31 protein-coding genes and 2 tRNA genes are annotated in these 24938 nt (G+C 61.3%); 19 read left to right on the top strand and 14 right to left on the bottom strand.

Annotated elements, in window-relative coordinates:
* Positions 1–27 precede the first annotated feature (27 nt).
* Both MFF34_RS25665 and csrA read left to right on the top strand, forming a co-directional pair.
* Complete coding sequence (locus MFF34_RS25665) at positions 28–1050, top strand: DNA topoisomerase IB (RefSeq protein ID WP_238217294.1); 1023 nt, start codon at positions 28–30, stop codon at positions 1048–1050.
* Between the two features lie 253 nt (positions 1051–1303).
* On the top strand, positions 1304–1501 hold the full coding sequence (gene csrA, locus MFF34_RS25660; RefSeq protein ID WP_023381281.1) for a carbon storage regulator CsrA: 198 nt from the start codon (positions 1304–1306) through the stop codon (positions 1499–1501).
* Between the two features lie 46 nt (positions 1502–1547).
* Here csrA and MFF34_RS25655 read toward each other — a convergent pair whose 3' ends face one another.
* The 3 genes from MFF34_RS25655 to MFF34_RS25645 are packed head-to-tail and all read right to left on the bottom strand — an operon-like array spanning position 1548 to position 4523.
* Positions 1548–1901 (bottom strand): response regulator, encoded by a 354-nt coding sequence (locus tag MFF34_RS25655; protein ID WP_027592682.1) that lies wholly within the window; start codon positions 1899–1901, stop codon positions 1548–1550.
* Positions 1902–1912: 11 nt separating this feature from the next.
* On the bottom strand, positions 1913–3358 hold the full coding sequence (locus MFF34_RS25650; protein ID WP_238217292.1) for an ATPase domain-containing protein: 1446 nt from the start codon (positions 3356–3358) through the stop codon (positions 1913–1915).
* A gap of 28 nt (positions 3359–3386) precedes the next feature.
* Positions 3387–4523, bottom strand: a complete 1137-nt coding sequence (locus MFF34_RS25645; protein WP_238217290.1) for a nitrogen regulation protein NR(II) — start codon at positions 4521–4523, stop codon at positions 3387–3389.
* 263 nt (positions 4524–4786) lie between these two features.
* Here MFF34_RS25645 and MFF34_RS25640 point away from each other — a divergent pair.
* Positions 4787–4871: transfer RNA gene (locus MFF34_RS25640), tRNA-Leu, on the top strand.
* A gap of 104 nt (positions 4872–4975) precedes the next feature.
* Positions 4976–5389: a DoxX family protein gene (locus tag MFF34_RS25635; RefSeq protein ID WP_238217288.1), complete on the top strand. Its 414-nt coding sequence runs from the start codon at positions 4976–4978 to the stop codon at positions 5387–5389.
* Between the two features lies 1 nt (position 5390).
* Here the strand turns inward: MFF34_RS25635 and MFF34_RS25630 are convergent, their stop codons facing one another.
* The gene (locus MFF34_RS25630; protein ID WP_085273068.1) at positions 5391–5588 is read right to left on the bottom strand and encodes a hypothetical protein; all 198 of its coding nucleotides are present in this window, start codon (positions 5586–5588) and stop codon (positions 5391–5393) included.
* A gap of 591 nt (positions 5589–6179) precedes the next feature.
* Between MFF34_RS25630 and MFF34_RS25625 the strand changes: the two genes are divergently transcribed.
* Positions 6180–6431, top strand: a complete 252-nt coding sequence (locus tag MFF34_RS25625; RefSeq protein ID WP_099428845.1) for a hypothetical protein — start codon at positions 6180–6182, stop codon at positions 6429–6431.
* Positions 6432–6476: 45 nt separating this feature from the next.
* Here MFF34_RS25625 and MFF34_RS28405 read toward each other — a convergent pair whose 3' ends face one another.
* The 4 genes from MFF34_RS28405 to sohB form a co-directional block, all read right to left on the bottom strand.
* Positions 6477–6656 carry a hypothetical protein gene (locus tag MFF34_RS28405; protein WP_369124820.1) on the bottom strand — a complete coding sequence of 60 codons (180 nt, stop codon included), beginning with the start codon at positions 6654–6656 and terminating at the stop codon, positions 6477–6479.
* 111 nt (positions 6657–6767) lie between these two features.
* Complete coding sequence (locus MFF34_RS25620) at positions 6768–6992, bottom strand: hypothetical protein (protein ID WP_027592688.1); 225 nt, start codon at positions 6990–6992, stop codon at positions 6768–6770.
* Positions 6993–7437: 445 nt separating this feature from the next.
* Positions 7438–7511: transfer RNA gene (locus tag MFF34_RS25615), tRNA-Cys, on the bottom strand.
* 153 nt (positions 7512–7664) lie between these two features.
* Entirely contained in the window at positions 7665–8684 is a 1020-nt protein-coding gene (gene sohB / locus MFF34_RS25610; RefSeq protein ID WP_085273210.1) for a protease SohB, read from the bottom strand.
* A 198-nt stretch (positions 8685–8882) separates the two neighbouring features.
* Between sohB and MFF34_RS25605 the strand changes: the two genes are divergently transcribed.
* The 4 genes from MFF34_RS25605 (at position 8883) to MFF34_RS25590 (ending at position 12015) form a co-directional block, all read left to right on the top strand.
* Entirely contained in the window at positions 8883–9596 is a 714-nt protein-coding gene (locus MFF34_RS25605) for a histidine phosphatase family protein (RefSeq protein WP_238217286.1), read from the top strand.
* A gap of 54 nt (positions 9597–9650) precedes the next feature.
* Entirely contained in the window at positions 9651–9968 is a 318-nt protein-coding gene (locus MFF34_RS25600) for an SCP2 sterol-binding domain-containing protein (RefSeq protein ID WP_085273065.1), read from the top strand.
* Positions 9969–10156: 188 nt separating this feature from the next.
* On the top strand, positions 10157–11224 hold the full coding sequence (locus tag MFF34_RS25595; RefSeq protein ID WP_238217285.1) for a phosphotransferase family protein: 1068 nt from the start codon (positions 10157–10159) through the stop codon (positions 11222–11224).
* 23 nt (positions 11225–11247) lie between these two features.
* Positions 11248–12015 carry an SDR family oxidoreductase gene (locus MFF34_RS25590; protein ID WP_027592693.1) on the top strand — a complete coding sequence of 256 codons (768 nt, stop codon included), beginning with the start codon at positions 11248–11250 and terminating at the stop codon, positions 12013–12015.
* Here the strand turns inward: MFF34_RS25590 and MFF34_RS25585 are convergent, their stop codons facing one another.
* Both MFF34_RS25585 and MFF34_RS25580 read right to left on the bottom strand, forming a co-directional pair.
* The gene (locus tag MFF34_RS25585; RefSeq protein ID WP_238217283.1) at positions 12016–12837 is read right to left on the bottom strand and encodes a bifunctional 2-polyprenyl-6-hydroxyphenol methylase/3-demethylubiquinol 3-O-methyltransferase UbiG; all 822 of its coding nucleotides are present in this window, start codon (positions 12835–12837) and stop codon (positions 12016–12018) included.
* Positions 12838–12869: 32 nt separating this feature from the next.
* Entirely contained in the window at positions 12870–13220 is a 351-nt protein-coding gene (locus MFF34_RS25580) for a hypothetical protein (RefSeq protein ID WP_027592695.1), read from the bottom strand.
* 114 nt (positions 13221–13334) lie between these two features.
* On the opposite strand from MFF34_RS25580, the gene MFF34_RS25575 reads away from it, so the two are divergent.
* A complete protein-coding gene (locus MFF34_RS25575) occupies positions 13335–13637 on the top strand; it encodes an RcnB family protein (RefSeq protein WP_027592696.1) in 303 nt (100 codons plus the stop codon).
* A 1-nt stretch (position 13638) separates the two neighbouring features.
* On the opposite strand, the gene MFF34_RS25570 is transcribed toward MFF34_RS25575, so the two are convergent.
* Positions 13639–14799, bottom strand: coding sequence for a GGDEF domain-containing protein (locus tag MFF34_RS25570; RefSeq protein ID WP_238217280.1), 1161 nt, complete (start codon positions 14797–14799; stop codon positions 13639–13641).
* A 224-nt stretch (positions 14800–15023) separates the two neighbouring features.
* Here MFF34_RS25570 and MFF34_RS25565 point away from each other — a divergent pair, with 224 nt between their 5' ends.
* The 4 genes from MFF34_RS25565 (at position 15024) to MFF34_RS25550 (ending at position 19200) form a co-directional block, all read left to right on the top strand.
* Complete coding sequence (locus MFF34_RS25565) at positions 15024–15206, top strand: hypothetical protein (RefSeq protein WP_238217279.1); 183 nt, start codon at positions 15024–15026, stop codon at positions 15204–15206.
* 74 nt (positions 15207–15280) lie between these two features.
* Positions 15281–15667 carry a glycine zipper domain-containing protein gene (locus tag MFF34_RS25560; protein WP_027592699.1) on the top strand — a complete coding sequence of 129 codons (387 nt, stop codon included), beginning with the start codon at positions 15281–15283 and terminating at the stop codon, positions 15665–15667.
* A 140-nt stretch (positions 15668–15807) separates the two neighbouring features.
* Positions 15808–17637: an SLC13 family permease gene (locus MFF34_RS25555; RefSeq protein ID WP_099428837.1), complete on the top strand. Its 1830-nt coding sequence runs from the start codon at positions 15808–15810 to the stop codon at positions 17635–17637.
* A gap of 138 nt (positions 17638–17775) precedes the next feature.
* Complete coding sequence (locus MFF34_RS25550; RefSeq protein ID WP_099454706.1) at positions 17776–19200, top strand: GGDEF domain-containing protein; 1425 nt, start codon at positions 17776–17778, stop codon at positions 19198–19200.
* A 1-nt stretch (position 19201) separates the two neighbouring features.
* Here the strand turns inward: MFF34_RS25550 and MFF34_RS25545 are convergent, their stop codons facing one another.
* Positions 19202–19963, bottom strand: a complete 762-nt coding sequence (locus MFF34_RS25545; protein WP_238217277.1) for a TSUP family transporter — start codon at positions 19961–19963, stop codon at positions 19202–19204.
* 98 nt (positions 19964–20061) lie between these two features.
* Here MFF34_RS25545 and MFF34_RS25540 point away from each other — a divergent pair, with 98 nt between their 5' ends.
* The gene (locus MFF34_RS25540) at positions 20062–20967 is read left to right on the top strand and encodes a LysR family transcriptional regulator (protein ID WP_238217275.1); all 906 of its coding nucleotides are present in this window, start codon (positions 20062–20064) and stop codon (positions 20965–20967) included.
* 132 nt (positions 20968–21099) lie between these two features.
* On the opposite strand, the gene MFF34_RS25535 is transcribed toward MFF34_RS25540, so the two are convergent.
* Together MFF34_RS25535 and MFF34_RS25530 are read right to left on the bottom strand one after the other, a co-directional pair.
* Entirely contained in the window at positions 21100–21294 is a 195-nt protein-coding gene (locus MFF34_RS25535) for a hypothetical protein (RefSeq protein WP_027592704.1), read from the bottom strand.
* A 417-nt stretch (positions 21295–21711) separates the two neighbouring features.
* Entirely contained in the window at positions 21712–22065 is a 354-nt protein-coding gene (locus MFF34_RS25530; RefSeq protein WP_099428834.1) for an SH3 domain-containing protein, read from the bottom strand.
* Positions 22066–22275: 210 nt separating this feature from the next.
* On the opposite strand from MFF34_RS25530, the gene MFF34_RS25525 reads away from it, so the two are divergent.
* From MFF34_RS25525 to MFF34_RS25510, 4 genes are all read left to right on the top strand, one after another.
* Complete coding sequence (locus tag MFF34_RS25525; protein ID WP_238217273.1) at positions 22276–23322, top strand: alpha/beta fold hydrolase; 1047 nt, start codon at positions 22276–22278, stop codon at positions 23320–23322.
* A gap of 335 nt (positions 23323–23657) precedes the next feature.
* Positions 23658–23843, top strand: a complete 186-nt coding sequence (locus MFF34_RS25520) for a hypothetical protein (RefSeq protein WP_186704073.1) — start codon at positions 23658–23660, stop codon at positions 23841–23843.
* A gap of 90 nt (positions 23844–23933) precedes the next feature.
* Positions 23934–24140, top strand: coding sequence for a DUF6434 domain-containing protein (locus MFF34_RS25515; protein ID WP_027592708.1), 207 nt, complete (start codon positions 23934–23936; stop codon positions 24138–24140).
* A 168-nt stretch (positions 24141–24308) separates the two neighbouring features.
* A complete protein-coding gene (locus MFF34_RS25510; RefSeq protein ID WP_238217271.1) occupies positions 24309–24917 on the top strand; it encodes a trans-aconitate 2-methyltransferase in 609 nt (202 codons plus the stop codon).
* Positions 24918–24938 lie beyond the last annotated feature (21 nt).

Here is a 24938-nt window from a genome sequence, read left to right as displayed (position 1 = left end):
CAGAGACCTGATCGAGGCCTGCCGCCAATGCTCGACTGCCCCCTGCCCCGCACCCTGCATTACGTTGACGACAGCCAACCTGGCTTGAGCCGACGGCGCTGGCGCGACCGCTTCATCTACCTGGACACCGAGGGGCAGCGGGTTCGCGACGCCGACACCCTCGCACGCATTGCCGCACTGGTGATCCCCCCGGCCTATAGCGATGTGTGGATCTGCGCCGACCCGCAAGGCCATCTGCAAGCCACCGGCCGCGACGCCCGTGGCCGCAAGCAGTACCGCTACCATGAGCAATGGCGCGAACTGCGCGACCAGCACAAATACGGGCGCATGTTGGCATTTGCCCAGGCACTGCCGAAATTGCGCTCGCAACTGGAGACCCACCTGGCCAGACCGGGCCTGGACCGGGAAAAGGTGATGGCACTGGTCGTCAGCCTGCTGGACCACACCCTGATCCGGATCGGCAACCAGCGTTACCTGCGTGACAACCAGTCATACGGGTTGACCACGCTGCGCAACCGTCACGTCAAGGTGCAAGGCGGCACCATCCGCTTCCAGTTCCGTGGCAAGCGCGGCGTCGAGCACGATGTCACCCTGCACGACAGGCGCCTGGCCAACCTGCTCAAGCGCTGCATGGAGCTGCCGGGCCAAGCGCTGTTCCAGTACCTCGACGAAGAGGGCGAACGCCACAGCATCGGTTCCAGCGATATCAACCAGTTCTTGCAGGCGCTCACTGGCGCTGACTTTACCGCCAAAGACTACCGCACCTGGGCTGGCAGCAGCCTTGCGCTAAACCTGCTCAGGCCGCTGGCCTGGGAGCCGGAAACCGAAGCGAAACGCCAGGTCGCTGCCATCGTCAAGCAGGTCGCCACGCGCCTGGGCAACACCCCGGCGGTATGCCGGCGCTGCTACATCCACCCGGCCGTGCTGGAACACTTTGCCCTTGGCCGCCTGGCCAGCTTGCCCCGCAAACGTAATCGCAAAGGCCTAGATCCAGAAGAAGTGGCGCTGTTGTTATTTCTACAGGCGCTGGAGGAACAGGACGATCATTGACACTGTCTATTTAGGCCATGATGCAGAGAAATTTCCCATCCGGGCTGAACCCCCCTATTCTTGCCACCGAGCACCTTCGCCGGGACACTGCTTGCGGCAGTTACCGGCGCCTGCACCTGAAGATACGCAACAGAATTTGTCTGTCGGGGAATTCCTATCCGCCGAAAGCGTCTTTAATGAGAAGGAAGAGGGACTGGCTCCCACCGCCGCGGCAATTAGCCCGACGGATTTCAACATTACCAAGGAGAACTACATGCTGATACTCACCCGTAAGGTTGGCGAAAGCATCGTCATCAACGATGACATCAAAGTCACCATTCTGGGCGTCAAAGGGATGCAGGTGAGGATTGGCATCGATGCACCGAAAGATGTTCAGGTGCACCGCGAAGAGATCTTCAAGCGTATCCAGGCTGGCAACCCAGCCCCGGAAAAACACGACGACTCGCACTGAGCAGCACTGCCTCAAGCCGCACGGACGCGCTTGATCGACCTGCGCCTCAGGTGCCCAGCAGTTCGCGCACCTTGGCGATCATCCTGTCCATATCGAAGGGCTTGTCGAACACCGCGGCGAACAGCTCCGGGCATCCTTGGCTGGCCTGCGCGCCGCTCATGAGGATGACCGGCAAGTCGCTTAGCTGCAGCTCATCGCGCATCCTGCGTGCCAGCTCTTCACCATTGAGCAACGGCATCATGTAGTCGGTGATCACCAGCTCGACGCGTTTTTCCTTCAGTGCTTCCAGCGCCTTCAGGCCATTGCTCGCCTTTTCCACCAGATAACCTTCATCCTCCAGGGCAAAGCCGAGGATGTCGGCGATCAGGTATTCGTCATCGACGATCAGAATGGTGTTCATCAGCCGCCCCGTCACCCGCCGCCTTGCTGCACCGGCGTCCCCGAGAGCACGCCGCTGGCGCCCTCGAAGGCCTTGCGCAAGGTAATGCCCTGCGGGCCGAGCAACAGCTCGTGCAGCGCGGGGTCATGGTGGCTGTCACGCACCTTGAGAACCGACAGCATGCGCCGCAGCTGGGAATCCAGTTCGACGAAACGCATCAGCATCAAGTTGTCGACGATGCTCGACAGGTCCGGTGCCGGGGCCATGATTTCCGACCCAAACATGTCACGCATCTCCCAGGTCAGCAGCACACTGACGTCTCGCGCCCGCAACTCGCCGGTCAAGGCGCGGAAAAACGCGTTGAGCCGAGTCGGGTCAATTGCCAAACGGCTGAAGGCGCCCAGGCTGTCGATCACCACACGCTTGCTGCCTTGGGCCTCTACACGCGCCAGTAAGCGCGCACCAACCTGGTCCAGCAAACCCTCCGTGGTGGGCTGCCAGCACAGCTGCAGCGCACCTTCGCGTTCCAGTGCGGCAAAATCGTAGCCCAGCGATGCCGCCTTGAGGCGCAGGCGTTCGGGCGTTTCGTAGAAGCCAAAATGCACACCAGGGGCTTCTTTCGTGCACGCGCTAAGGAAGGCCAGGCCCAGGGACGTCTTGCCGATACCGGAGGGCCCCATGATGAGGCTGACCGAGCCTGTGGCCAGCCCGCCGTCGAGCATTTCATCCAGGCTCGGAATGCCCGAAGAAACACGGCTCAGGCTGGCGTTGCCCAGGTGGCTGGGGTGGCTGAACAGCGATTCCAGACGTGGAAAAACATGCATGCCCGCTTCATCGATCAAGCATTCATGGCGCCCCGACAGGGCTGCGCTACCACGCGTCTTGCGCAGTTGAATATGGCGCACGGCACGGCTGCCCACCAGTTGCTCGCCCAGTTCGAGCACGCCATCGACCATGGTGTGCTCCGGGCTGCCCTCGTCCAGCCGGGCGCTGGTCAACAACAGCAGGGTGCAGCCGGCAAAGGCCGCGTGGCCTTGCAGTTCCGAGACGAATTTCTTGGTGTCCAAGCTCGTTTCGGCGCGCACGCGGGCATTGAGCACCCCATCGACGATCAGCAGGCTGGCCTGCTGCCGGTTGATTTCCTGGCGCAGCAGCTTGACCACGGCATCGAGCCCTTCCTGCTCCAGGGTATCGAAGGCACTGACAAATTGAATCTGGTCGCCCACCAGGGTCGGATCAAAAAACGCCAGCGTCCCAAGGTATTGGAACAGCCGCTCGTGCGATTCACTGAGCAACGTCGCCACCAACACCCTGCCGCCACCCTGTACGTGGCCACAGGCCAACTGATTGGCGAGGATGGTTTTGCCCGCGCCAGGCGGGCCTTGAATGATGTAGGACGCGCCCGCTACCAGCCCGCCCTTGAGCAGGGCATCGAGCCCTTCGATCCCCGTCACCAGCCGCTTGAGTGCTTGTGCCATGGTGTGTACCTGTAGGTTGGCGATCCGCTTATGGGTCACACGCGGGCAAATAGAGACGCATGCACGTGCCTTGGCCAGGTACGCTATCGACGCTGATGGCGCCATTGCTCTGCTTGGCAAAGCCATAAACCTGGCTCAGGCCAAGGCCGGTGCCCTTGCCGAAGGCCTTGGTGGTGAAAAACGGCTCGAAGATACGTGGCAGTACGTCGGGAGTAATCCCGCTGCCGCTGTCCTGCACCTCGAAGCACACATAACGGCCCCGCAACCCTTCCACGTCCCCGGCCAGTTCAACAACATCGACCGCCAGGCCAATGCTGCCTTTACCCTCGATGGCGTCACGGGCATTGAACAGCAAATTGAGCAGCACCATCTGCAACTGCCCGGCATCCACTTCGATGGCGGGCAGACTCGCGGGCAAATGGTGTTGCAGGTCGATTTCACTTGTCAGCGAATGCTCGAGCAAGCCACGCGTGGCAGCGATCAATTCCAGGGGTGCGATGCGCGCGACATACAGTTTGCGGTGGCGGGCAAAGCTGAGCAGTTGCTGGGTCAGTTCGGTGCCCCGTTCGCCGGCCTCGACGATGTGATGCAACATGCGCTGGATGCGCTCCGGGTCGTGGGAGGCCAGGGCCAGCCGGGCGGAACTCAGGATGATCGTGAGCATGTTGTTGAAATCATGCGCCAGCCCACCGGTCAGCTGGCCGAGCGCTTCGAGCTTCTGCGCCTGGAACAGCTGCGCACGCACAGCGTCGAGCTGCAGTGCCGATTCGCGCCGGTCGGTAATGTCTCGGGTGACCTTGGCCAGGCCAATGATCTGCCCAAGGTCATCGCGAATCACATCCAGCGCAGCCAGCGCCCAGAATTGCGAGCCGTCCTTGCGCACGCGCCACCCCTCATCCTGCGCCACGCCTTGCTCGAGCGCCTGGCGCAGCAAGCGCTCGGGGCGCCCTTGCGCGCAATCTTGGGGGGTGAAGAACAACGAGAAATGCTGGCCGATCACTTCATCGGCCCGGTAGCCCTTGATGCGTTCGGCGCCAGCGTTCCACGACACCACATGCCCCGTCGGGTCGAGCATGTAGATGGCGTAGTCCACCACCGACTGAACCAGCTGTTCGTAGCGGTGCGCGGGCATGACAGGGTGTTCGAGACAGTCAGCTGAAACCATGCAAACTCCACAGGCACAGCGGGGAGGAATTGGGCGTGATCAGGAGTGTCCTCTGCAGCCGCCCTTGTGGCAACTGATTGTCAGCGTTCTCGGTCGACGAGTACAGGCAGTGCGGCCACGGGTGAGGGCTGTCTTCCCTTGATCATAGGTGCTGCGGTTGACGCAACTATAACAATGGGTTATAAAGCGCGCTTGAATGCAACGCGCTTTCTACTTAGATGCATCTGCTTAGAAGCCCGTCGGTCGTCAAGGCCCATTCAAGTGCGAGTGTGGTGGAATTGGTATACACAGCAGACTTAAAATCTGTCGGCGTGAGCCTTGCGGGTTCGAGTCCCGCCACTCGCACCAAATTCCTTCGAAAAGGCGCCCTGGTGGCGCCTTTTTGCTGCCCAGCGGAAATCCCCGGTGCAACTGCTAGAGTGGAGCTTGTCCCCGTCCACTGGTATGCCGCCATGCGCTACTCCCTGTTCGATGGTCAACGCGACTTCATCATCCTGGTTGCCCGCATTCTGCTGATGATTCTGTTTGTTGTGTCCGGGTGGGCCAAGTTGACCGGCTTTGATGGCACGGTCAGCTACATGACCTCCCTCGGCGCCCCCGCCCCTACGATCGCCGCGGCCGTTGCGGTGATCATGGAGTTTTTCGTCGGCATCGTGCTGATTCTGGGGCTCTACACGCGCCCACTGGCCTTCCTGTTTGCACTGTTCGTGCTGGGCACCGCATTGATCGGCCACCCGTTCTGGAACATGGTCGACCCCGAGCGCAGCGCCAACATGACCCAGTTCCTGAAAAACCTGAGCATCATTGGCGGCTTGCTGTTGCTGGCCGTGAGTGGCCCCGGCCGCTTCTCGCTGGAGCGTCGCTGACTCACGCGTCTTCGCAGTCGTCGAACCAGGCTGGATGATCACGTTCCTCATCATCGAGGTCATCCAGCGTTTCCTCATCCTCCTCGACAGGGTCTTCGGCGCCTTGGGCGTCTGCCTCGGGGTCGATGCCGTCGTAAAGGAATTCGTGGTCGAGCAGGTGATCATGCTCGGGCTCGTGCAGATCGTCTTCGTCGCGCATGCGGGGCGGGCTCCTGGAATGGCGGGAGGCCTGTATAGGCTGAACAGGAGGCGAGGTCAATGGGTTGCGGCTTAATGCTGAGTTAACGGAGCGGGCGCAGTCTGCAGGCTCTCCCTTCAAACGTTATTTGCCCGCCTTTTCATGGCGGGCTTTTTTTGGGTGGTGATTTTTGATAGTGGGGCGAAGGGCCTGGCTTGAGAGTTCTAGCGCCTTTGAGATCGAGCGCCGCCCGAGCGGCGCTCGATCTTATAAGCGCAAAAACTCCAACGCCATACACTTCGCAGCCCACATCCCCCCCAGAATTGAAACCTACCCACACCAAACGACAGCCTCATGACCCCCTCTTCACGTATTACCGACAATAGGGGCGGCACACTGACCTTGCTCCGTACGTTCTTTTAGCCCGCCCCTTGTAGGCGGGCTTTTCTTTTCTATTGCATCGCCCGACCGGCTGACCAACGAGCGCAACCTTCAAAACGCACTAAGCTCCACTATCCAATACTTGGGTATTCGGCTTTTCCACACATTGCCTATCGTCGCTCTGGCGATCCACACCGACGCGCCGACTTTCGGCGCAAAGAGGGTGCTCCAATGGCGACAATCGAGACAAAAGCGTTCGCTCGCGGGTTGCTCAAAGTAGAGAACTGTTGGCAGGCCTACATCCTGTCACGCCAATCCACCCAGGGGCTTGCCGGCCACGAACTCACGGCCGCGCAAGAAGCGTGCGACCGCGACTACATTCGGTTTCAGAACCAAAGCCAGCAGTTTTACGCCGAAGTGCGCAAGCGGGTAGGCGACGCTGAAAAGCTGGAAGCGGACTTGGCACACTATCCACCTCAATAACGCTTCTTCAGCCGTCATTGGGGTCGCTGTGCGACCCCATTCGCCTTATCTGACGACTTTGGAGCTGGGCCACCTCGCCGATGGCAGCTTGGGGCCAACACGATCGGATGCACCAATGCCAGACGCCACTTCCTGGATGGCTCCGCCTTTTGAAAGGAATGCTTTGATCTGCTCGTCTAGCCGCAGGTGGGCTTTGTGCGTGGGGGACTGGTGGGAGGCATTCATGACTGAACCTCGATAGAGGAGTCACTGAAATGCAGCAACTCGTTTGTCACTATACGCTGCATCGGCCACAGAATGGGCGAAATCCCCTGCCCTTGCCACCGGTGCCTGCCGTTACAGGGCCTCCACTCGCCGGTCGCCGGCCGGCGGCGCCGCTTTCAAGATGTGGGTAAAGCTCCCGGTCAGGCCGAACCGAAGCTCTTTGGGCATCAAGAATGTGAAGTGGATGAGCCATGACCCATCGCCGAGCAACAACGTCTCGCTTCTGTACCGAATGACTTCCGCTTCGCTAATGCCGATCGCCACAGCGACTTCCTGATTGCTTGGCTTGCGATCCATTGAGGTGACTCCCTCCGACATTGCGCCGGGAAGCCATCAATACTCCTCTAGGGTCGCAAGCGCTACTTATAAATTTGCACCCTGGCATACCGCTTCATGCTGCTGAAGCCCGTTCAGTATGAAACGCCATCAAAAGGCAATGAGGTACGCGGCAACGCCCTTAGCTAAACGCCAGGGTTTCCACAGGGAAAGGTGGTCGAACACTCGGCTGGAATTGCCCGCGACACCTGCAATAGCGAGGTAGACGAACCACTTTCGCAGCGCTCTGGAGAGTTTCTTTTTTGTGAATCGCAACAGTCGGTACACCTTAAAAAACAACCCTGTCGCTAAAAACGGAAAAACCCAACATGTGCTGAGCCTAGGCGTCATGCCTCAAGGGGCTTCTATATTTTCCGCCCCATAAAGAAAAACCCCGCAGACGTTAATCTGCGGGGCTTTCGAATAATGGAGGCCGAGGTCGGAATCGAACCGGCGTAGACGGATTTGCAATCCGGAGCATAACCACTTTGCTACTCGGCCTCAAAGTCGGATCTAGCTGCTTGCGCTTTGCTATCTCCTTGAAACACTGAACCTTTTTCAAAGTTCGCTGCGTTTCGATGGGCGCCATTATGTCTTCAATCATCGAACCTTGCAACCCCCTGAACGTAAAAAAATTTCAAGGGGTTCAAGGTGTTAGCGCAAGCGGCCGAGTTTGCTCCAAAGCCCCACCACGGTGTTCTCCACCGTGCCGCTGGCAGCCATGCCGATACGCTCCTGCAGGCTCTTGCGTTCGGCGTAGTGCAGGTGGAACAGGTTGGCGTTGCGAGCGCGGTCGCTGAGGTACTCGTCGCTGGTCTGCAGCTCGTCAACCAGCTTGCGGTTGAGAGCCGCCACGCCCAGCCAGACTTCGCCGGTGGCCACTTCGTCGATGTGCAACTGCGGGCGATAGCGCGAGACAAAGTCCTTGAACAGCTGGTGAGTGATGTCCAGGTCTTCCTGGAACTTCTCCCTGCCCTTCTCGGTGTTTTCGCCGAATACGGTGAGGGTGCGCTTGTATTCGCCCGCCGTGAGCACTTCGAAGTCGATGTCATGCTTCTTCAACAGGCGATTGACGTTAGGCAGTTGCGCCACCACACCAATCGAACCCAGCACGGCAAATGGCGCGCTGACGATCTTCTCGCCAATGCAGGCCATCATGTAACCGCCGCTGGCCGCCACCTTGTCGATGCACACGGTCAGCGGAATGCCCGCCTGGCGAATACGCGCCAGCTGCGAAGCCGCCAGGCCGTAGCTGTGTACCAGGCCACCGCCACTCTCCAGGCGCAGCACTACTTCGTCCTGCGGGGTGGCGAGGGTCAGCAGCGCGGTGATTTCGTTGCGCAGGCTCTCGGTGGCCGAGGCCTTGATGTCGCCATCGAAATCGAGCACGAAGACCCGGCCCTTTTCTTCGGCCTTGCCTTTTTTCTGCTGTTTTTCCGCCTTGGCCTGCTGCTTGCGCAGGGCCTTCAGCTGGGCCTTGTCGAGCAGGCCCGACTCCAAGCGCTCACGCAGCTCTTTATAGAACTCGTTGAGGCGGGTGACCTGCAATTGCCCGCCCGGTTTGCGCCGCCCTTTACCGCGCAAACCGGCGATGGCCGACAGCACTACCAGGATGGCAATCACCAAGGTGGCGGTTTTGGCGAGAAAGCTTGCGTATTCGGCAAGAAACTCCACGTTGACTCCTTCATAGACCAGCGCCAGTTCGGCGCGTAACTGCTGCAAGCATACCGGTGCGCCTGAGGCGCTGCCAGCCGGTGTAAACGCTGGCAACACAGTTCAAACAACCTTTTCAAACGCTTGTATGTTTTTTCGTTGACAGCCTGTGTGGCACATCCTAACCTCGCAGCAACCTCCAACAGGCCGGATACCTCCGTGGGCAACCTCTACCTGATCCGACATGGCCAAGCCTCCTTCGGTGCCGAGGACTACGACGTCCTCTCGACCATCGGTGTGCGTCAGAGCCAAGCCCTGGGTGAACACCTGGCACTCCTCGATGTGCAGCTGGATCGTTGCGTGGCCGGCGACCTGCGCCGCCAGCAGGACACCGCACGCCTGACCCTGGAGGCCTTGCACGCCACAGGCTGCCCGGTTCCGGCTGTTGAGACCGATGCGGCGTTCAATGAGTTCGATGCCGATGGCGTGATCCGCGCCCTGCTGCCCGGCCTGCTGGCGCAAGAACCCGATGCCCTGCACATCCTGCGCAATGGCGCGCAGCACCGCAGCGAATTCCAGCGCCTGTTCGCGCTGATGGTGCAGCGCTGGCACGCTGGCGATCATTCTGCCGACGATGGCCTGGAGACCTGGCAGGCCTTCACCGCGCGCGTCCAGCGTGGCCTGCAGCGTGTGCTCGAAGGCGCGGGCAGTGGCGACAACATTGCCATCTTCACCTCCGGCGGCACCATTGCGGCCCTGCTCCATCTGGTTACCGGCATTACCCCCAGCCAAGCCTTCGCGCTGAACTGGCAGATCATCAACACGTCGCTCAGCCAACTGAAGTTTCGGGGCCGCGACGTGGCACTGGCCTCCTTCAACAGCCAAGCCCACGTGCAGCTGTTGAGGGCGCCGGAGCTTGTCACCTACCGATGAGCCCGGCTTGTTGTGTCCCTGCGGACGCGAATATAACTTAATAAGGATTACGCCATGAGCGATGTAGCTAAAGCCGTCGAAGCGATGAAAGCAAAGTTCAATCCAGCCGCTGCCGCAGGCCTGGACCTGGTGTTCGGCTTCGACATCACCGACGAAGACAAAAAGTACGCCCTGATCATCAAGGACGGTACGTGTGACATCCAAGAAGGCGAAAACCCAGACGCCAACTGCACCCTGGTACTGGACAGCGAGACCCTCAAGGGTATCGTCAGTGGCGAGACCGACGGCATGCAGGCCTTCATGGGCGGCAAGCTGCGCGTCGAGGGCGACATGATGCTGTCGATGAAGCTCAGCGAGCTGTTCCCGTCCTGAGTGATGGGCACGCCGATTGATCAAAAAACCGAAGCCTGACCGGCTTCGGTTTTTTTTTGCCCGATCACATCAAGGCGATTGATCCATCAGCAACACCCTCACCTATATGACGGCTGGCACGCTTGTTCCAACGCCGGCAGGCCATTAGATTAGCCAATAGTTGTTGCGAACGAAAATAAGGAAAACGCATGACGCTCACCGATCAGTCCACCCAGGTCCGCCCCGGCGAAGAACTCGACGCGGCCGTCATCGACCCTTATCTCAAGGCCCATATTCCCGGCCTCGAAGGCTTGCCGAGCATCAGCCAGTTCCCCGGCGGCGCCTCCAACCTCACCTACCTGGTCACCTACCCGGGCCGAGAGTTCGTGCTGCGCCGCCCGCCATTCGGGCAGAAGGCCAAGTCGGCCCACGACATGGGCCGTGAATTTCGCATCCTTAATCAGCTCAACAGTGGCTTCCCTTACTGCCCCAAGGCGTACGTGCACTGCACCGACGAGACCCTGATCGGCGGCGAGTTCTATGTGATGGAGCGGGTCAACGGCATCATCCTGCGCTCGGACATCCCGGCTGAACTCAAGCTCGACGCAGCCAGCACCGAAGCCTTGTGCAAAAGCTTCATCGACCGCCTGGTCGAGCTGCATCAGGTCGACTACCAAGCCTGCGGCCTGGCCGACCTGGGCAAGCCGGAAGGCTATGTGCAACGCCAGATCGAGGGGTGGACCAGCCGCTACGACAAAGCCATCACCGATGATGCTCCGCGCTGGGAGCACGTGATTGCCTGGTTGCACGACAAGATGCCCGCCGACCACCCACGCCCCGGCATCGTCCACAACGACTACCGCTTCGATAACGTGATACTCGACGCCGACAACCCGATGCGCATCATCGGTGTGCTGGATTGGGAGATGGCCACCCTCGGTGACCCGCTGATGGACCTGGGCAACAGCCTGGCCTACTGGATCGAGGCAGCAGACCCGGCGCCCATGCAACTGATGCGCCGCCAACCCAGTAACGCGCCCGGCATGCTCACCCGCCGGCAGTTCGTCGACTACTACGCCGAGCGCGCCGGCATTCGCCTCGACAACTTCGATTACTACTATTGCTATGGCCTGTTCCGCCTCGCCGGCATCGTCCAGCAGATCTACTACCGCTACTACCACGGCCAAACTCAGGACAAACGCTTCGCCCAGTTCATCCACATGAACCGGCTGCTGGAGCAGATGGCCTTGCAGGTGACCCGCACCTCCACGCTCTGACGACAGATAACAAGGAAAACAGCATGTCCAAGACCCACTTGTTCGACCTTGACGGCAAGATCGCCTTCGTTTCCGGCGCCAGCCGCGGCATCGGCGAGGCCATTGCCCATCTGCTGGCGCAGCAGGGCGCCCATGTCATTGTCTCCAGCCGCAAACTGGACGGCTGCCAGCACGTTGCCGACGCGATCATCGCCGCCGGGGGCAAGGCCACTGCGGTGGCCTGCCATATCGGCGAAATGGAGCAGATCCAGCAGGTGTTCGCGGGGATACGCGAACAGTTCGGGCGCCTGGATATCCTGGTCAACAACGCGGCCACCAACCCGCAGTTCGGCAACGTGCTGGACACCGACCTGCTCGCCTTCCAGAAGACCGTCGACGTGAATATCCGCGGCTACTTTTTCATGTCGGTGGAAGCCGGCAAGCTGATGCGCGAACACGGCGGCGGCAGCATCATCAACGTGGCGTCGATCAACGGTGTTTCGCCTGGGCACTTCCAAGGCATCTATTCGGTGACCAAGGCTGCGGTGATCAACATGACCAAGGTCTTCGCCAAAGAATGCGCGCCGTTCGGCATCCGCTGCAATGCCCTGCTACCCGGCCTGACGGATACCAAGTTCGCCTCGGCACTGGTGAAGAACGAGGCCATCCTCAACGCCGCCCTGCAGCAAATCCCGCTCAAGCGCGTGGCCGACCCCAAGGAAATGGCCGGCGCGGTGCTGTACCTGGCCAGCGACGCCTCCAGCTACACCACCGGCACCGCACTCAACGTCGACGGTGGTTACTTGTCCTGATCAGGCCTTGATCGCCTGCAAGGTGTAGCTCAAGGGCAGGCGTGACGGCTGGTGGCGCAAACGCCACTCGCCGTCGGCGCCCTTGTCCATCTGCCCAGGCAGCGCTTCCCAAGGGATGCTCGGGTGCTCGACCAGGCCTGTCAGTTGCAGCCCGTGCGCCAGCAAGGCACTGATAACCTCGCCCAGGCCGTGGTTCCACTCATGGGTCTCGGTATGGACGAGGCGCTGGTCGGTTTCGACGTACGTCTGGTCGGTGTGCCACACCGTCGGGGTTTCGTGCTCGAAGTACGGATACTCGATCAACAGGCGGTCCTGGTGGTCTTCATTGACGGCCATCAGCATCGGGTGGCCATCGCGCAGGAACAGCCGCCCACCCGGTTTCAACAAGGCCGCCACAGCGCGCGCCCACGGCTCGATGCGGGGCAGCCAGCAGAGCGCGCCGATGCCGGTGTAGACCAGATCGAACGTCCCCGCTGGCAGCACCTGGTCGGCGGCGTAGACATCTGACTCCACATACGCGATTGGCGCTGCGCAGCGTTCGGCCAACGCCCGCGCCTGCGCCAGCGAAGCCGCGGAAAAATCCAGACCACAAACCTGCGCGCCAAGGCGCGCGAGCGACAGGGTATCGGTGCCGATGTGGCACTGCAGGTGAACGGCGTTGAGCCCGTGGATATCGCCCAGCAGCGGCAAGTCGAAACGAACGGTTTCGGAAAGATGCGCGGGGCGTTCGACCAGCAGCTCGACCTCATAGTCTTTCGAGGCAGCGTGCAAGGGGGCGCGTTCGTCCCAGCTGGTGCGGTTGAGTTGCAGCGATCGGTCCATGGTTGACGTCCTTGTCTGCTCGTACTGATTTATTACAGGCACGTCGCCGCAGCAGCACGCCGCTGCAGCGCCACGCCGTCATTTTTTTGCGCGTAGTAATCGACCCGCGCCCCACCCGCCTGCGGATAAACGTCCACGAACGCCTCGGCCTCGCGGGTATACACGGTGAAACCACCCTGTTTGCGCGGCTCCAGGTAGCCACTGGCATCGTCCCCGAACACCGCCTCTTCCTGCCAGCTGAACTGAATGCATTGGGCGACCAATTCTGGCGCCTTGTGCGAATCGAGCTGCGCGGTCGGCTTGCCGCCACGTGCCGTTTCCATGGTCGCGGAAGCGCAACCGACCAGCATCAGTACTGCGGCCATCGGCAGAATCGCTCGCATGTTCAATCCTCAGGGCAAAAAAGAAGGCGACTCTAGCATTGGCGGGCACCGCGAGTGAATTGTCGGGCGCATGCTGCTGTCGCAGTAGGAACATGCCGTCACAAGGAAACCGCGATGAAAAAGCATCACCTGATACCCGCCCTGCTGCTCGCCGCCCTGCCCTGCCTGCCGTTGGCCGCTTCTGCCGCCCCGTCCGCCGAAGAAAGCATTACGGGGCCAGAAACCCACAACCGTGAACTCAAGGTGGGTGACAAGGCCCCCGACCAATACAAGCGCGATGATCAGACGGTAAAAGACTGGAAGGCCAAAGGCCTGCCCACCCCAGAAAAGGAAAGCCATTGGGTACGCATGGGCGAGCACTACGTGCTGGTGCAGATCACCAATGGGGTAGTGTTGGCGATCCACCCGGCCAGCTGAATCAAATGACCTGCACCAAGGCCGCCATGTGCACGGTGTTGCGCCCAGCGGCCTTGGCCTGATAAAGCGCTGCATCCGCCTGCGCCAGCAGGCTGGAGGTGCTGTCCCTGGGCCCCGGCACACCGCACCACAGCCCGACGCTGAAACGCAGCTCGATCTCATCACCGGCAAAACGCGCGGGGCTGTTGGCAATCGCTTCCCGCAAGCCCTGCAGCGCGGCCATCGCCCCGCTTCTGTCGGCACCCGGCAACAACAGCAGGAATTCCTCCCCGCCATAGCGCCCAAGGCTGTCCCCCTGGCGCAAACGCTGCTGCAACTGACGCACGCAATGGCACAACACCTCGTCACCCGCCAAGTGCCCATACAGGTCGTTGATCCGCTTGAAATGATCGATATCGATCATGGCCACGGCCAGGCTGCTCTGCGCCTCGCGGGCGCGGTCCAGCTCGACGCCGAAGCGTTCGAGGATCGCCCGGCGGTTGTAGGTGCCGGTCAACACATCGCGCAAGGCCAAGTGCTGCAAGCGCGATTCGCTACGCTCCTTGGCCATCAACACCAGGCCGATGGAATACATCATCACCGTGACTGTGCCGATCGCCACCGAAATGCTCTGTTTGAGGTTGCTGGTGTCATAGCGCATTTCCACCGCCGTGCCATTGGCCACCGCCACGGCGCGCATGCCCAACCCGACCAGGCTGATCAGCGCACCGATCTGCAGCAGCAGGTGCGCCCTGCCTGGCCGCTCGACGTACCGCCTGGCCCAGTACAGGATCATCGAGCACTGCAACATCAGCACCAGCGTCGCCAGCAGCATGCGTGGTTCGAGGGTGTCGAGCAGCAGCATCAGCCCGACCAGCATGCACGCCGGGATGATGAAGATCAGCCGCCACGGGATCACTTGCTCACGCACCCGGAACAAGCTGGCCGAATAAAACGCCAGGGCCAGTGACAGCAAGCTGTTGCCCAGGCCATAGCTGAGCCACAGCGGCGCTTGCGCGTAAACGGTGTAGCAGACATACGCCAAGGCATGCACCAGCAGCCCGCAGCCGGTAAGCAGCAGGTTGTCGCGGCGGTTGCTGCGGCCGACCAGCAGCAGGCAGAAAGCCAGAATGGTCGCTACCAGGGCGACCGCGGCGAACAGCGTGGGGGTATGGGCGATCATCGTGATTCACCGTGTGGCAGTTTGCCGTCTTGGCTGCGGCTTACCGTGCAGTCTAGGTGCCGACGGCCGGCTCGGCCATGACCCAGCGAGACAGAACAGCAGCCGGCAAGCACGCCACTCATCGCTGGCAGGACAATTTTTTGCCCGCCCAGGAAACCAAATGGATCGATCCCAGTCTCAGGAAGTGTCCCGTAAACCTTTGCGGATCAAGGACCTATATCGTGATGACCCGCCTTGCAAGCTTTTCGCTGATTGCCGCCATCCTGCTGACTGCTGGCTGCCACAGCCATCGCTACCATGACGACGACGATGGCTGGCGTGATCGCGACCGTGGCCATGGCCACCATCATCGGCATGACCGTGACGATGACGACCGTCAGTACCGCGGTGACCGCTACTACCGCTGAAGCGTCTTTGCAACCCTGACCCGCCGCCCGCTGCGCGGCACCTTAACCTGATGATTCCTTTTGAGGTTCGTACCATGCGTCTGACTCTGCCTTCCCTTGCCCTCGGCCTGCTGCTGTGCCAGGGCGCTTTCGCCGGTGACGGTACCGCCGCCATTGGCGGTGGCCTGGGTGGTGTACTGGGTAACGTTGTCGGCCAACAGATCGGCGGCAGCACAGGCGCTGCCATCGGCGCCGGTGTCGGCGGCGCTGCCGGCAGTGCGGTAGGCGCTCGCAAGGGCAACCGCACCGAGGCTGCCATCGGCGGTGGCCTGGGTTCTGCGGGCGGTTCGCTGCTCGGTGGCAAAGTCGGCGGTTCTGCCGGCTCCACCATTGGTGCCGGCCTGGGTGGCGCGGCCGGTGGTGCCATCGGTAACCACATGGGCGACAACAACGGCAAGAAGCACCACCGTCACCGTCACTGATCCAGGCGATAAACAGGGGCCGCATAGCGGCCCCTTTTGCGTCTTAAACCCTGCAACACATCAACACACCCTTCATCCCAAGCTGGCACACTGGCTGCTAATGTCTACCGTGCCCCTGTGTGAAGGAACACCCCCTCCCCATGAACCACGAGCTGCTCTGGGTCCTCGGCCTGCTGGCCATCGTCGTCGTCCTCTTCATCATCAACCGCCCGCGCATGGACGTGGTCGCTCTCATGGTGATCCTCGCCCTGCCGTTATCGGGCATCCTCACGGTGGAGCAGGCGCTGGCCGGTTTCAGCGACCCCAACGTGGTACTGATCGCCGCCCTGTTCGTGATCGGCGAAGGCCTGGTACGCACCGGCATTGCCTACCGCATCGGCGAATGGATGAGCGAACGCGCCGGCAACAGTGAAGCGCGCTTGCTGGTACTGCTGATGGTAGCGGTGGCGGGCCTGGGGTCGGTGATGAGTTCTACGGGAGTGGTAGCGATCTTCATCCCGGTGGTGCTGAGCATCGCCGCACGCCTCAAGCTCTCGCCCAGCCGCCTGATGATGCCGCTGAGCTTTGCCGGCCTGATCAGCGGCATGCTCAGCCTGGTGGCCACGCCGCCCAACGTGGTGGTGCACAGCGAACTGGTGCGCCATGGCGAACAGGGCTTCAACTTCTTCAGCTTTACCCCGTTCGGCCTGGTGGTGCTGGTGCTGGGCATCGGCTACATGCTGCTCACCCGCCACTGGCTCAACGGCGAAGTGCGCAAGGACGGCCGGGTGGAAACCCGCCGCACGTTGCTCGACCTGGTACTGGATTACAAGCTCAGCGGCCGCGAGCGGCGCCTGCGCATCCGCCCGCATTCACCGCTGATCGGCCACACCCTGGGTGAGCTGGAGCTGCGTACAAAGCACGGCGCCAACGTGATCGGCATCGAGCGCCAGCACAAATTCAGCACACGGGTGATCACCGCCGACTCCAATACCGTGCTGCACCAGGGCGACGTGCTGCTGCTCGACCTGTTCGCCAACCGCGACGACCTGCGCAGCCTGTGCCAGACCATGCAACTGGAGCCGCTGCATTTCAAGGCGGCCTACTTCATCGATCAGTCGCAGGAACTGGGCATGGCCGAAGTGTCGCTGCCACCCGGCTCGCAGTTGATCGGCAAGAGCATCCTCGAGCTGGCGTTCCGCACCCGTTTCGACCTCAACGTGGTCGGCTTGCGCCGCGATCAGGTGGCCATCGAAGAGCAACTGGTGGAAGAAAAGCTGCGCCTGGGCGATACCCTGCTGGTGGTCGGGCCCTGGAAAGCCGTGCGTCAACTGCAGAGCAAACCGCACGACTTTCTGGTGCTGAGCTTGCCCGCCGAGATCGACCAGGTCGCCCCGGCCCGCACGCGTGCGCCGCAGGCCTTGTTGAGCCTGGCGGTGATGGTCGGGCTGATGGTCAGCGGCGCGGTGCCCAATGTGATCGCCGCGCTGATCGGCTGCCTGCTGATGGGCGCAGGCCGGTGCATCGACATGAACAGCGCCTACCGGGCAATCCATTGGCAGAGCCTGGTACTGATCGTCGGCATGCTGCCGTTCGCCCAGGCCCTGCAAAAAACCGGCGGCATCGACTTGGCCGTGACCGGGCTGGTCAGTGTGCTGGGCGGGGCCGGCCCCAGTGCCATTCTTGCCTGCCTGTTTGCCGTGACGGCGGTGATCGGCCTGTTCATTTCCAACACCGCCACTGCCGTGCTGATGGCGCCGGTGGCAATCAGCACGGCCACGCAACTGGGCATGTCGCCCTACCCCTTCGCCATGACCGTGGCCCTCGCCGCATCGGCTGCGTTCATGACGCCCGTCTCGTCACCGGTCAACACCCTGGTGCTGGGCCCGGGGCAATACCGGTTCGGTGATTTCGTCAAAGTCGGCGTGCCATTCACCTTGCTGGTAATGCTGGTGACTGTGGTGATGGTCCCGTGGTTCTTCGGCTTGTAAGGAAATCGACTGGGGATACCGGCAATTTGGCATTATCCTGCAGGATCGCGGCAGATTGACATCAAGTACCCTGTCGAAACACACTGACACGTAATTGCCCCAGGTGCTTCAAGCCGTTGTCCTGGATTTCGTTTCCGCTTGCCGGTCGAGTTCATGGTTTTTCCAGCCCAATCGCGCTTGTTGCCCTATGTCGCGTTGCTTTGCCTGACGTTTGCCCTGACCCTCGGCGGCATCCTGGCACGCCCCATCGAGTCCCTCTCCCTGTTCTGGCCAGTGAATGCGGTATTGGTCGGCGTGCTGTTGCGCTACCCCCGCCAGGCCAACGCCCTCGGCTTCATGCTGGTGTGGCTGGCCATGGTGCTCGCCGACCTGCTGTGCGGCAGCGCGTGGAAGCCGGCGTTGTGGTTCAACCTGTGCAACCTCGGCATGGTGTTCACCGTGTGGCAGTTGTTGTCACGCGTGCCGCGCCTGCACCGACGCATGCGCAGCCCGCATGGCGTACTCAGTGTGTTCGCCGCATGCGCCGCTGGCGCGATGGTTGCCGCGAGCCTGGCCTCGGTGATGGCCGCACCGTGGTTCGAGCAATCGCTGCAGGCCACCTGGCTGGCCTGGTTCAGTGAACAGTTCTCAACCGGAGTACTGGTGCTGCCGGTGCTGCTGACGGCGCCCTCGGTGCGGGCGATGGTGCGCAGTGGCGCCCAGGCAGTGCGTTTGCCGCCGCTGCTGGTGCTGCTTGGCTCGCTGGCCTTCAGCATCGCCTTCGGTGGGCCGGGGGCGATTGCCTTCCCGATCGCCGCCCTGCTGTGGTGTGCCTGGACCTACCCGCCGTTTCTGGTCTCGATGCTGACGCTCACCGCCGGCAGCACCCTCATCGTCGCAGTCGCGCAAAACCTCATGCACTTCAGCGTGCCGCAGAGCGAACCCGGGGTCACCACCCTGATGTCGGCGCGCCTGGGCATCGCCATGCTGGTACTCGGGCCGCTGGTGGTGGCCTGCGTCAGCCAGGCCAATCGCAGCCTGATGGCACGCCTGGCGCACCAGGCCACCATCGACCACCTGACCGGGGTACTGACCCGCAGCGCGTTCACCCGCCGCGCCAATGCACTGCTCGACAGCCGCCAGCAACATGCCCAAGCGCTGCCGCTGACGTTGATGATGCTGGATATCGATCACTTCAAGGCGATCAACGACGCGCATGGCCACGCAATCGGTGACCAGGTACTGCGCCAGTTCGCCCGCACCCTGCAAGACCAGTTGCACGAAGGCGAGCTGTTCGCGCGCATGGGTGGCGAGGAGTTCGTCGTGATCCTCCCAGGCCTTGCGCCAGATCGCGCCAAATTCACTGCCGAACGCCTGCGCCGGGCCGTTCAGGACCTGCATGTGGTGCACGCCGACCATCGCCTGCAAATCACCGTGAGCATCGGCCTCGACGGCTGCGCTGCCGACACCCCGGCGCCAAGCCTCGACGAGCTGCTGGCGCGCGCCGATCAAGCGCTGTACCGGGCCAAGGCGCATGGCCGCAACCGCGTCGAACAGGCCGAGGCACAGCGCCAGGTGGTCTGACTCAACCGGCCAGCAAATCCCAGGACAACTTGGCAATCAGTACGCACAGCAAAATCAGGAACAGCCCGCGCACGAAACCTGCGCCCTTGCGCACCGCCAGCCAGGTGCCGGTCAACGCACCGAGGATGTTGCAGGCCGCCATGGGCAAGGCGATGGCATACAGCACGTTGCCCGACGGCACGAAGAACACCAGCGCCGCCAGGTTGGTGGCGATGTTCACTACCTTGGCCGAAGCCGAGGCGTGCAAGAAGTCCAGGGCAAAAAAACGAATAAACAGAAAGATCAGGAAGCTGCCGGTCCCTGGCCCGAACAGGCCATCGTAAAAACCAATGGCCCCACCGATCAACACCGCCAGGCATTGCTCCTTGCGGCCGATCTGCGTGGGCGTGTGCAGCGTGCCGAAGTCCTTTTTGCAGAACGTGTAGATCGCCATCAGCACGATCATCACCAGCACGGCCGGGCGCATCACGCTGGGCGGCACCAGCGATACCGTGGCGGCGCCGGCAAACGACATGACAAAGGCACTGAGCGCCGCTGGCACGATCAGCCCCCAGTCCAATGTGACCTTGCGGATGAACGAGCGGGCCGCAAAGGCAGTGCCGCACACCGAGGCCAGTTTGTTGGTGCCCAGCAAGGCCGCCGGTTGCGCGGTGGGCAGCACGTTGAACAGCGCCGGTATCTGAATAAGCCCGCCACCGCCTACGGCGGCATCGATCAAACCGGCGGCAAAGGCGAACACAGAAAGTACAGCGATATCCATCATGACGCGGCTCCAGGCAGTAAGACAGGCTGCAAGGCTAATCAAAGTGCCGCGCTTGTGTTGAAATGCCATATTGCGAAAACTGCAATTAGGAGCAGGCAATGGCCTTGGACATGCTGCGGGAGATTCAGGCGTTCGTCAGTGTCGCCCACAAGCGCAGCTTCGTCGCTGCGGCACGCGCCCTGGGGCGTTCACCCAGCGCGGTAACCCGAGCGGTGCAAACGCTGGAGGACAACGCCGGCAGTAAACTGCTCAACCGCAACGCCAACGCGGTGACCCTGACCGAAGCCGGCGAGCGCCTGCTCCCCCATGCCGAACGCTTGCTGGATGTGCAACGTGATGCAGTCGACGAGTTGGCCGCGCTAAGCGGTAGCGCCCAAGGCTGGATCCGTTTCGCCGTGCCGCAATTGCTGGGTGAGCATGTGTTGCCCCGGGTACTCGCTGAGTTTTCCCAGCGTCATCCACAGGTGACCTTGGACGTGCAGTACAGCGATGCCGCCCTGGACCCGCTGCTGGACAAGTTCGACTTCGTGGTGCGCGGCGCTTTTCCGCAATCCAGCGAACTGATCGGCTATCCGCTGTGGGGTTACCAACGCCATCTGTATGCAAGCCCGGCTTACTTGGCCAGGGCCGGCAACCCACAACACCCAGAAGACCTGGAACACCACGCACTGATTCTGCATACCGCCCCACGCATACTCAAAGCCTGGCATTTCTGCCGAGATGGCCAAATCACCAGCCTGCGCCCCACGCCACGGCTTCGGCTGGGTTCTGGCGATGCGGTGTACCACAGCACACTGGCCGGGGCCGGTATCGCCCGACTGGCGGCCTGGGTGGGCGAAGCCCAGGTCAAGGCCGGGCGCCTGGTGCGGGTGTGCCCGCAATACCGTCTGACTTCAAGCACCGGCCAAGATCCACAAATGCACGCGCTGTACCCGGCCGGCGAGTTGCCCGCGCGGGTTCGTGAGCTGCTGCAGGCCCTGCGCCGCGCCGGCCTGTCGGCCTAACGGCGACGGCTCAAAAGGACTGTTCAAATTCTGCTCAATTTAACAGAGCCCGCTTCCGGCTTGGCTTACAGCATTTTATCCACAGACCTACCCACGTTTTTTGTGGACAGATTTCCCAGCGCAAAGAACGACTTATCGCACATGCAGCAACGCTGTATTGGCCAGCCTGACCAACTCGATCCACTCAAGCGTGCTTATCTCACCCGCCTGTTCCAATACGCCCGCGCTGCGCAGTGCCTCGTCATACGCGTCCTCATCGAGCGTGCCTTCAGCGAGAAAACGGCTACGCCACTCCAGCATGGCTGAAGTGCCTTTCTTGCATTCCATGTGTGTTTCGACTCCAAGGCAAAAGACCGGCCCATCAACGTGGGCCGCAGGACGGCGGCGGGAGATTACACGAGCCATTCGCACTTGAGAATTACTTGCAGGTACCACTGATCAGTCATGGTGAATGAACGGGGTAGCCGGGGGCGCAGGCGGGTGGGCCCATCTGGCGAATCAGACGGGCCGCGAAGGGAGGAGTCGGGTGAAAGTCAGCTTGGCGGAATGGTGCCCAAAATACCTATCAGAATGGTCAGGAGCAGAAAACCACCCAGGAACAGCGTCAGCTTGCCCATCGGAACCTCTACAGTGTGATGCGGGGATGTGCCTATTGTCGGTCCATGGCTGATACGGTTACAGATGCAGGTTTGTAGAAAAAAAGCGGATCAGATGCCAGTGATCAGCACAGCGGCGCGACCCACCTCAACTCAATTGCTCCAGTTTTGCCAGCGGCAACCAACCAAACTCATCATCGTCATGGCGCCGGCACCACATCCAGCCATTGAGCGAGCGCACCTGCTGCACCAGTTGCCCGGGGTCGGCATCCAGCTCATGGGCCGAGTAGTGATCAAGCGCCCTGCCTTTCTCCACACTGAACCGCTCGATCAATTGCGCCGGTACCCACCCCGGCTCCTGCCCAGGGCATGAACACAGGTACCAGTCCTGCCAGCCCGGCTCGCCTTCATAGCGCGGGCCGATATCCAGCAGCGTCCCTTTGGCAAAACGAATCGGCCTTGGGTATTCGCTGCGGTGGCGCTCGATCACGACATAATGCATAGGGCCTCTCCTTGGCCTGGGGGAAATTATCGATCGTAGCAGAAGCGGTCTGACACGCTGCGACGGCACGGTTGTATCTTTATGTGTACAAACTGAGACCTGATACACAAGAACGTTTCCTACAGCTAAATCGGACATACCCTTGATACAGAGGTCCTCTTTACTGGCTTGCATCAACCCATACCTGTGGCCTTGCCAAGGAGATGCACGATGCTTGCCCACCCCTCGACACCTTCAAGCCACCCAACACGCCGCATCCGCCACCTCCTCGCCTGTGCCCTTCTTCCCCTTGGCCTGATGGCGACTGCCGCCTGTTCGGCTGCGTCAGCACCGGCTCAGGCAACGGCCACCCCAGCGGAGCGCTTCGGCCCACTCAAGCACGTTGAAGCTGGCGTTCTCGATGTGGCCTATGTCGAGCAAGGCCCAGCCGATGGCCCTGTGGTCATCTTGCTGCATGGGTGGCCCTACGACATTCACAGTTTCGAGGCGGTGGCACCGAAGCTCGCCGCAAAAGGCTACCGCGTGCTCGTGCCGTACGTACGGGGCTATGGGCAGACCCGCTTCCTCTCAGCGCAGACCCTACGCAATGCCCAGCCCTCGGCCCTGGCCAGCGACGTCATCGCCTTCATGGACGCCCTTCACATCCAGCACGCCGTGCTCGCCGGTTTCGACTGGGGCGCCCGTACTGCCGACATCGTCTCGGCCCTGTGGCCCGAGCGGGTCAAAGCACTGGTGTCAGTCAGTGGCTACCTGATCAGCAGCCAGGAAGCCGCCAAGGCGCCGCTCCCGCCCAGTGCCGAACTGCAATGGTGGTACCAGTACTACTTCGCAACCGAGCGCGGCCAAGCCGGTTATGACAAGAACCGCCATGCGTTCGCCAAGCTGATCTGGCAAACCGCCTCACCCAAGTGGGCCTTCGATGACACCACCTTCGAGCGCAGTGCCAAGGCGCTGGACAACCCCGATCAGGTTGCCATCACCGTGCACAACTACCGCTGGCGCTTGGGGCTGGCACAGGGCGAGGCCCGCTACGCCCCACTGGAAGCGAAACTGGCCACCTTCCCCAGCATCAGTGTGCCGACCATTACCTTGGAAGGTGATGCCAACGGTGCACCGCACCCACCGGCAGAAAGCTATGCACAGCGCTTCACCGGCAAGTACGCGTACCGCCTGATCAGTGGCGGCATTGGCCACAACCTGCCCCAAGAAGCCCCCGATGCGTTCGCTCAAGCAGTGATCGACGCGGACCACCTGTAGTCACAGGCGTGTTTCCCGCGTCAGCAGCCCCTACTTCAGGGGCTGTAATTGCTACATAAGGTTTCACAATGTTCGGTAACCTTGCTTTACACCGCTGCGGGCGACGGCGCGTCCGAAATTGCTCAAAACCCTTGAGCCTGGGGCGTTGAGGACCTTCTGCAGCACACGATTTGAAACGGTCAGATGCGAAGTTTGTAGGATCTTTACCCGTGCATCGTAGGAGAAATCCAAGCAGTGGCATTTCCCTGTATGAAACATCAGTTTCATCGGCAAAATCGAGCTGCTACGGTCCCATTTTCCTACAACGGCACGGATGCCCACCGCATGAGAAAAGCATGGACCCGTTCGACGCCTCGGCCCTGAAACTGCAAAAAAACCTGCTCAACCTGCGACAGTCGCGTGATCGATTTAGAAAGGAGGGCTATGACAAGGAAGCCGATGACCTTGAGAAGTCGATCGCGCGAATAGAGGCGGTGTTGAGCAAGATGGCGGGCACGGTCAAACCACCGACCTTGCAGTAGCCCCTGTTCAGCCAGCGGCCAGCGCATGAGTGATTTCTAGCGTCTGCGCGGGTAAGCTCTTTGCTCATGCCTTCGAACGGGAATAGGGAAATGAGCGTTGACTGGCACGCAGGGCCGATCACCAGAAGCACCCCGCTGGACAAACACTACCGGAGCACGCAAAAAGTTCGACGCTTCCTGACGGATGAGTGCGGAAGCGCATTCAAGTTTGATCGCGCCTTCATGGCCTGGATCAAGAGCGGCGAACCGTTGACGATGGGCGACGTGGCTGACGGGTGGATACGTACCCATCTTTGAATTTGGCGCGCTGAGGGTGAGGGGTTAACTCAAGCTGGATGTACTCGGTAACGTGCAGTAATACACCGAACCCAGGCGGGGTGAGTTACCGAGATAATATCCATCGATGATGCAGGGCCACTCCCTCAATGGCCTGATGAACAATGGACTGGTCAGGACGCTTTATCGATGACGAGCTGGAACGCTTTCTATGAGCGCACGGACAAACGTGCCCCCTCCCCACTGCTCAGTTACGCGATTGACCACGTCAAAGATCAATACCCCCGCCACGCAGTCGACCTGGGGTGCGGCGCCGGCAATGAGGCTTGGCAACTCATCCAGGCAGGCTGGCAGGTTCTGGCAATCGACAAAGAACCTGAAGCCATCGCCAGGACGATCCGCAAGTGCTCATCGAGCGACGCCCGCATGCTCGACGCGAAAGTCGCAGACTTTGAGCACCTCACCGAGTTGCCTGCCTCGAACTTGATCCACGCCGGCCTTTCCCTGCCTTTTTGCCACCCTGGCCGATTCGATTACCTCTGGAGCCAGGTGCGCGATGCACTACTGCCAGGTGGCGTCTTCGTGGGCCATTTCTTCGGCCTGAGGCACAGCTGGGCGAGCCAAGTGCAGATGTCATTTCAAAGCGTGGAAGACGTTCGGCGGCTTTCAGAAGGGCTTGAGGTTATCCTGTTGCGTGAAACGGAATCCCCTATGATCATCGACTCTGAATCCGTGAATTGGCATCGGATCGATGTGATCGTGCGCAAGGTGCATTCCGCCAAGGCTGACCAAGCCTAATGACCCGAACCGTATGCCCTT

This window comes from Pseudomonas sp. PAGU 2196, from assembly GCF_022179005.1.
GTDB lineage: Bacteria > Pseudomonadota > Gammaproteobacteria > Pseudomonadales > Pseudomonadaceae > Aquipseudomonas > Aquipseudomonas kermanshahensis.
Note: the sequence above shows the minus strand (reverse complement) of the source record. Positions and strands in the feature narration are given on the sequence as shown.